Raw genomic sequence first — 5,171 nt, 5'->3', positions numbered from 1 at the left:
GCCGCACCCGCCGCGTCGGGCGGCGCCGCAGGCGCCCAGCCCGGGCCGCGGAAGACCCGCCCGACCCGCTCGCGCCAGTCGCGGGCGGCCGCGATGTCCCGGGCGATGGCCGCGTACTCATGGGTGGCCACGCGCAGCGGGTTGTAGGTGTCGATGTTCTTGGTGAGCCCGAAGACCGGGGCTTCCGTCTCCGGGACGAACGACCGGAAGAGCCGGTCCCAGACGATGAGGATCCCGCCGAAGTTGCGGTCCAGATAGCCCCCTTGGGAGGCGTGGTGGACGCGGTGGTGCGACGGGGTGTTGAAGACGAACTCGATCGGGCGCGGCAGGGTGCCGATCCGCTCGGTGTGGATCCAGAACTGGTAGACGAGGTTCACCGACGAGCAGAACGCGACCGCGGCCGGGTGCACGCCGAGCGCGATCATCGGTACGTAGAACGGCCACACCGTCCAGGTGGTCCACGGCTGCCGCAGCGCGGTGGTGAAGTTGAACTTGCGGCTGGAGTGGTGCACCACATGACACGCCCACAGGATGCGGATCACATGGTGGCCACGGTGCGACCAGTAGTAGAAGAAGTCCTGCGCGATCAGCATCAGCGGCAGCGTCCACCACTCCACCGGGACGCGCAGCGGGGTGAGTTCGTACACGGCGGCGTAGACCGCCACGATCGGGATCTTCCACACCAGGTCGAAGACGAGGCTGCCGAGCCCCATGGTGACGCTCGTCGCGGTGTCCTTGGCCGCGTATCCGGCGGCGTCCTCATCGGGGTGCAGGCGGTAACTCACCATCTCCACGACGGCGAGCAGCACGAAGGCGGGTATCGACCACAGCACGGCGTTGGGCAAATGCGGCATACCGGCAACATAGAACCGGTTTCGCCCCACCGCCAGAGGTAGTTACCAACAAGTATGCTAGACGTGATGTCAACAACGAGCCCGGGCCGGTCGGCTGACGGCACGTGCCCACCCGGGCCCGGCGGCCCGGAGTGTCGGCGCCGGCCCGTATCCTCATGGACCATGCTCGAAGACCCCACGGCAGCCGCACCGCGAACCGCGTCAACACCCTCGTGGCCGGAGGCCTATCCGCAGGGGTATGCGGTGGTCGACGTCGAGACCACGGGTCTCGCCCGCGACGACCGGATCGTCTCCGCGGCGGTCTATCAGCTCGACGCCCGGGGCGCGGTGCAGGACCGCTGGTACACGCTGGTCAACCCGCAGCGCGATCCGGGCCCGGTGTGGATCCACGGCCTCACCCGCGAGACGCTGGCCGACGCCCCGCTCTTCCCGGACATCGCCGCCGCGTTCGCCGAGCGCCTCGACGGCCGCGTCCTGGTCGCGCACAACGCCGCGTTCGACTGGTCGATGATCGCCCGCGAGTTCGCCCGGTCGAAGACCGAGGCGCCGGTGCGTCAGCGGCTGTGCACCATCGCCCTCTCCAAGGAGCTGGGGCTGCCGCTGGCCAACCACAAGCTGGAGACGCTGGCCGCGCACTACGGGGTCGTCCAGGAGCGGGCCCACCACGCGCTGGACGACGCGCGCGTGCTCGCCGAGACCTTCCGGCCGAGCCTCCACCGCGCCGCCGAGGCCGGGGTGCGGCTGCCCCTGCTGGCCTGTCAGCCGCTCACCGAATGGTCGGACCCGCCGTCCCGCGGGATCGGCGCCCAGCGCTCGTACCGGCAGCAGAGCTGGCGCCCCAGCCGCAAGCGCCCCGCCTGCCCCTACCCCAACCCGGGGCGCTACCAGCCGGGCGGGCTGCTGACCCAGGGCATGCGGGTGGCGTTCTCCGGGGACACCTCGGTCGACCGGGAGCTGCTGGAGGACCGGGCGATCGAGGCCGGGCTGCACGTGGCGACCAGCGTGTCCCGGCTCACCAGCCTGCTGGTCACCAACGATCCGGACGCGGCCACCTCCAAGACCGTCAAGGCCCGCTCCTTCGGGACGCCCATCGTCGACGAGGCCGCCTTCACACAGCTGCTGCTCGACGTCACCCCCGCCGAGCCGACAATCAGGTGAAACTCACGCGACGCGCCCGCGCACCGCTCGCCCGCCACCGCCCGGGACCGCACGCTGTGGCGCATGGCACGCTGTGAGGTCTGCGGAAACGACTACACCATGACGTTCGAGGTGCACGCCCAGGGCAATGTGCACGTCTTCGACTGCTTCTCCTGCGCCATCCACCGCATGGCGCCCATCTGCGAGCACTGCCGGTGCCAGATCATCGGCCAGGGAGTGGAGGTGGAAGGCCATTACTACTGCGGCGCCCACTGCTCCCGCGCGGAAGGGAAGGAGGGCATCGTCGACCACGTCTGAGTCCCGTCCGGATGCGTGGATTGTCGTCCGGTGCCCCCCGTGGCCGGGGGACAATCCACGCCGAGTAGTGTCAAGGACGTGTACCGCTTCCTGTTGACCCGGCAGTGGGTGATCCTCACCCTGATCGGGCTCGCACTGATCCCCACCATGATCAGGCTGGGCTTCTGGCAGCTGCACCGCCACGAGGCCAAGGTCGCGCAGAACCAGCTGATCGGGAACAACCTCGGCGCCCCCGCCGTGCCGGTCGACAAGCTCACCGCCCCCGGCCGCACCGTCCCCCGCGACGACACCTTCCGCACGGTGACCGCCACCGGGACGTACGACACGGCCCATGAGGTCGTCGTCCGCCAGCGCACCGGCTCCGACGAGCAGAGCATCGGCTACTTCGTCCTCACCCCGCTGATCGAGGGCAAGCGGGCCGTCCTGGTCAACCGGGGCTGGATCCCCGCCGGGGCCGACCTCACCAAGTTCCCCGAGGTCCCCGCCGCCCCCAGCGGCAAGGTCACCGTCACCGGCCGCCTCAAGGCCGACGAGACCAGCGCGGACAGCGGCATCAAGGACAAGCAGGGTCTGCCGCCGCGCCAGGTCATGCTGATCAACAGCGAGCAGCAGGCCAAGGCGCTCGGCCGCCCCCTCCAGGGCGGCTACATCGAGCTGACCTCGTCCTCCCCCAAGGGCGCCAAGCAGCCCGACCCGGTGCCCGAGCCGGAGCACGACGACATCGGCCCCCATATGGCGTACGCCGTCCAGTGGTGGCTGTTCTCCGCCGGAGTGCCCGTCGGCTGGTTCGTCCTGGCCCGCCGGGAGCGCCGCGACCAGGCGGCCGAGGCCGCCAAGGCCGCCGCCGGGACCGCCGAGCCGAAGACCCCCGCCGCCGCGCACGCGGACTAGTTCCCCCGCTCTCCGGGAAGACGCCCGGACGTGGCACAGGACATCGACGACTACGCGCTCATCGGGGACCACCAGACGGCGGCCCTCGTCGGCCGCGACGGCTCGATCGACTGGCTGTGCCTGCCCCGCTTCGACTCCGCCGCCTGCTTCGCCGCCCTCCTCGGCGACGACGACAACGGCCACTGGCGGCTCGCCCCCAAGGGCGCCGGTGCCTGCACCCGCCGCGCCTACCTCGACGACTCCCTGGTGCTGGAATCCGTCTGGGAGACCGGCACCGGCACCGTCAAGGTCATCGACTTCATGCCGCAGCGCGACCGCGCGCCCGACGTCATCCGCATCGTGGAGGGCGTCTCCGGCAGCGTCGACATGGCAGGCGTCCTGCGGCTGCGCTTCGACTACGGGCACGTCATCCCCTGGGTGCGGCGCACCGACGGCCACCGCATCGCCGTCGCCGGGCCCGACTCCGTATGGCTGCGCTCCGAACCCGAGGTGCACACCTACGGCAAGGACTTCAGCACTCGCTCCGAGTTCACCGTCTCCGCCGGAGACCGGGTCGCCTTCGTCCTCACCTGGCACCCCTCCCACGAGCCCCGGCCCCGCCTGGTCGACCCGTACCAGGCCCTGCGGTCCAGCCTGGACGACTGGCGCGCCTGGTCCGCCCGCTGCCGCTACCGGGGCCCCTACCGGGACGCCGTCGTCCGCTCCCTCATCACCCTCAAGGCGCTCACCTACGAACCCACCGGCGGCATCGTCGCCGCCCCCACCACCTCGCTGCCCGAACGGCTCGGCGGGGTGCGCAACTGGGACTACCGGTACTGCTGGCTGCGCGACTCCACCCTCACCCTGAACGCCCTCCTCTCCGCCGGCTACCGCGACGAGGCCGCCTCGTGGCGCGACTGGCTGCTCCGCGCGATCGCGGGCGACCCCGCCGAACTCCAGATCATGTACGGGCTCGGCGGCGAGCGGCGCCTCCCCGAGCACGAGCTGCCCTGGCTGGAGGGATACGGCCACTCCGCCCCCGTCCGCGTCGGCAACGGCGCCGTCACCCAGCGCCAGCACGACGTCTATGGCGAGGTCCTCGACACCTTCCACCTCGCCCGCGCCCACGGCATGGCGCCCCAGCCGCACGCCTGGAAGATCCAGAGCGCCCTCATGGACTTCCTCGAATCCGCCTGGCAGGACCCCGACGAAGGGCTGTGGGAGGTCCGCGGGCCCCGCCGCCACTTCGTCCACTCCAAGGTCATGGCCTGGGTCGCCGCCGACCGCGCCGTCCGCACCATCGAGGCCCACCCCGAGCTGAACGGCGACACCGACCGGTGGCGCGCCATGCGGGACGCAGTCCACCGCGAGGTCTGCGAGAAGGGCTACGACGCCTCCCGTAACGCCTTCACCCAGTCCTACGGCTCCACCGCGCTCGACGCCGCCACCCTCCTCATCCCCCGCGTCGGCTTCCTCCCCGCCGACGATCCCCGCGTCCTCGGCACCATCGACGCGGTCCGCCGCGAACTCAGCCACGACGGCGTGATCCGCCGCTACTCCACCGACGACACCGCCGACGGGCTCCCCGGCAGCGAGGGCGCCTTCCTCGCCTGCTCCTTCTGGCTCGCCGACGCCCTCCACCTCGCCGGCCGCCGCCGGGAGGCTTCCTCCTTGTTCGAGCGGCTGCTGTCCCTGCGCAACGACGTCGGCCTCCTCGCCGAGGAGTACGACCCCGGGGCCGACCGGCTGCTCGGCAACTTCCCGCAGGCCTTCAGCCACGTCGGTCTGGTGGGGACCGCCCTCACCCTTTCGGACCCGTCCCAGGCAGACTGAACCCATGGATCTTGGACTCAAAGACCGCGTGTACATCGTCACCGGAGCCACCCGCGGGCTCGGCCGCGCCGCCGCGGCCGAGCTGGTCGCCGACGGCGCCAAGGCCGTCATCACCGGCCGCGACGCCGAGACCGCCGCCGCGGCCGCCGCCGACCTCGG

The 5,171-nt window shown here is 71.5% G+C and carries 6 protein-coding genes; 5 read left to right on the top strand and 1 reads right to left on the bottom strand.

The window, feature by feature from the left end; all coding sequences use genetic code 11:
- On the bottom strand, positions 1–854 hold an 854-nt coding region (locus EEJ42_RS34340), incomplete at its 3' end, for a sterol desaturase family protein (RefSeq protein WP_148082128.1).
- A gap of 162 nt (positions 855–1,016) precedes the next feature.
- Between EEJ42_RS34340 and EEJ42_RS34335 the strand changes: the two genes are divergently transcribed.
- The 5 genes from EEJ42_RS34335 to EEJ42_RS34315 form a co-directional block, all read left to right on the top strand.
- A complete protein-coding gene (locus EEJ42_RS34335; protein WP_123106035.1) occupies positions 1,017–2,012 on the top strand; it encodes a DEDDh family exonuclease in 996 nt (331 codons plus the stop codon).
- 63 nt (positions 2,013–2,075) lie between these two features.
- Complete coding sequence (locus EEJ42_RS34330) at positions 2,076–2,309, top strand: hypothetical protein (protein WP_123106033.1); 234 nt, start codon at positions 2,076–2,078, stop codon at positions 2,307–2,309.
- 78 nt (positions 2,310–2,387) lie between these two features.
- The gene (locus EEJ42_RS34325) at positions 2,388–3,200 is read left to right on the top strand and encodes an SURF1 family cytochrome oxidase biogenesis protein (RefSeq protein ID WP_123106031.1); all 813 of its coding nucleotides are present in this window, start codon (positions 2,388–2,390) and stop codon (positions 3,198–3,200) included.
- A 30-nt stretch (positions 3,201–3,230) separates the two neighbouring features.
- The gene (locus tag EEJ42_RS34320; protein ID WP_123106029.1) at positions 3,231–5,012 is read left to right on the top strand and encodes a glycoside hydrolase family 15 protein; all 1,782 of its coding nucleotides are present in this window, start codon (positions 3,231–3,233) and stop codon (positions 5,010–5,012) included.
- Between the two features lie 4 nt (positions 5,013–5,016).
- On the top strand, positions 5,017–5,171 hold a 155-nt coding region (locus tag EEJ42_RS34315), incomplete at its 3' end, for an SDR family NAD(P)-dependent oxidoreductase (RefSeq protein WP_123106037.1).

The organism is Streptomyces botrytidirepellens (genome assembly GCF_003721215.1).
GTDB lineage: Bacteria > Actinomycetota > Actinomycetes > Streptomycetales > Streptomycetaceae > Streptomyces > Streptomyces himastatinicus.
The sequence above is the reverse complement of the archived record's forward strand: the minus strand, read 5'-3'. Positions and strand labels throughout refer to the sequence as shown.